This is a genomic window from Kitasatospora sp. NPDC004240, from assembly GCF_053603215.1.
This window is the reverse complement of sequence record NZ_JBSGFD010000419.1, coordinates 1-2,324: the sequence shown is the minus strand read 5'-3', so window position 1 is coordinate 2,324 and position 2,324 is coordinate 1. Positions and strand designations below refer to the sequence as shown.

Below are 2,324 nucleotides of genomic sequence, written 5' to 3'. Positions count from 1 at the left end.
ATGTCGGCGGTGTGGCGCAGGTAGTTGACCAGGCCCTGGTGGTGGACGAGGACGCCCTTGGGGCGGCCGGTGGAGCCGGAGGTGTAGATCGCGTAGGCGAGGTGCTGCCCGTCCACGGTGCGCTGCGGCGCGGTGGCCGGGTGCTGGTCGATGGTGGCGCGCTCGCGCTCGACGACCACGAGCATGCCGTCGTACTGGGCACCGACCGTGTCGGCCAGAGCGGTCGAGGTGACGATGGCGGGGGTGGCGGTGTCGGCCAGCACGTACGCCAGGCGGTCGGCCGGCCAGGACGGGTCCAGCGGCAGGTACGCCGCGCCGGACTTCCACACACCCAGCAGGGTCGGCACCAGATCGGCACCGCGCTCCAGGCAGACACCGACCAGAACGTCCGGGCCCGCGCCGAGGCCGATGAGGTGATGGGCGACACGGTTGGCCCGCTCGTCCACCTCGCGGTAGGTCAGGCGCACATCGCCCACGAGCACGGCGACGGCGTCAGGAGTGGCCTGGGCCTGCGTCTCGAACAGGTCGAGGGTGGTGCCGGCCGGCCACTGCACGGAGTCACCCGCGGCCCAGGTCGCGAGCTTGGCCCGCTCGGCCTCGGGCAGGTAGGCGGCCGTCGCGTCCCCGTCCGGGTCCGCGGCCATGGCCTCCAGCACCAGCCGGTACATGGCGGCCAGGGAGTCCAGGTTCGCCCGGCTGATCACGGTGTTCTTGCTGTCGAGGTTGACCCGGCCGCCACGCACGATCACGTTGAGGGCGAACTCGTTGCCACCGTCGCCCATCGAACCGTCGACGTCGACGGAGTTCTCGTCGACCACGTGGAAGTCCAGGTACTCGAAGAGCACGGAGACCAGGTCGCCGGAGCCACCGGCGGCGCGCTGGACGGCGGGCAGCGGGTAGCGGCGGCGGGACCAGATCGCGGTCTCCGTCGCGTACGTCCGCTCGACCAGCTCGCGCCAGGTGCGCGCGCCCCGAGTGGTGGGGAACGGCAGGGTGTTGAGGTGCATGCCGAGCACGCGGTCGGCGCCGGGGGCCTCCATGCGGCCGTGGTAGACCACGCCGGTGTGGAAGGCCGCATCCGCGGTGAGCGAGGACATCACCTTGAGGTGCGCGGCCAGCAGGACACTCTTGAGGGAGGTCCTCGCCTCGGCCGCGAGACGGCGCAGGCCGTCCTCGATGTCGGTGTAGGGCGCCCGGACGGACAGCGACTCGACGGCGGTGCCCTGGTCGCCGAAGGCGGCCGGCAGCACCAGCGGGCTGTGGGCGTCGACGACCTGCTGCCAGAAGGCCTGGGTCTGCGGGTCCGCGAGAGCGTCCTGCTCGGCGGCGATGAAGTCGGCGTACCGGACCGCCGGCATCTCGTAGGCGGCGGGAGCCTCGCCGTTCCGCAGACTGCGGTAGCCGGCGAGGATCTCCATCACCAGGGTGTGGTAGCTCCACCCCTCGGTGACGGCGTGTATGTGACTGAACGTCAGACGCCAGGTCTGCTCCGACTCGACGTGGACGGCGATGCGCACCAGCGGGGCTGCGGTCAGCTCGAAGCCCCGAGCGCGCTCGGCGGCCATGAACTCCTGCCTGCGCGCCGCGATGTCGGCGTCGCTGTCACCGGCGCCGTCGCCGGGCGTACGCAGGTCGTGCACGGCGACCGGGATCTCGGCGGTGGCGTGGACGAGCTGGAGCGGCTGGCTGAAGCCGTTCAGGTGCATCGAGGTGCGCAGGATGTCGTGGCGGGCCACGACGGTGTCGACGGCACGGCGGAACGCCTCGGCGTCGAAGGGGACTTCGTCGGGGACGAGGAAGGAGTTCAGGTTGTGGTACGTGTTGCCGCCGTCCGCCGCGAGCATCTCGACGAGCATGCCGGTCTGGATCTGCGACAGCGGGTAGGCGTCGATGACGTCGGCCGGGAGGGCGTTGCGGTCGTCCTCGCCGATCAGGTCGAAGGGCCGGACGGCGGTGATCAGCGATTCGCCGGTGCCGACGCCCGGGAGGACGGTGGCCATGGCGGCGATGGTGCGCTGCTCGAAGACGTCCGGGATGGAGACGTCATAGCCGGCCGCGCGGAGGGCGCCGACCAGGCGGACGGCACGGATCGAGTCGCCGCCGAGGTCGAAGAAGCTGTCCTCCACACCCACCTGGGCCAGGCCGAGGACCTCGGCCCAGATCGCGGCCAGACGCTCCTCCAGCGGAGTACGGGGGGCGGTGTAGCCGCCGGTGGTGAAGGCGTCCAGGTCGGGGGAGGGCAGGGCGCGGGTGTCGACCTTGCCGCTGTTGCTCAGCGGGACGGTGTCGAGGGTGACGAACGCGGCCGGGACCATGTACTCGGG

At 71.7% G+C, this 2,324-nt stretch carries 1 protein-coding gene; it reads right to left on the bottom strand.

Annotation, left to right across the window (positions count from 1 at the left end; translation table 11 throughout):
• The coding region (locus ACWEQL_RS42200) for a condensation domain-containing protein (RefSeq protein ID WP_452156894.1) at positions 1-2,324 on the bottom strand (2,324 nt) is incomplete at both ends.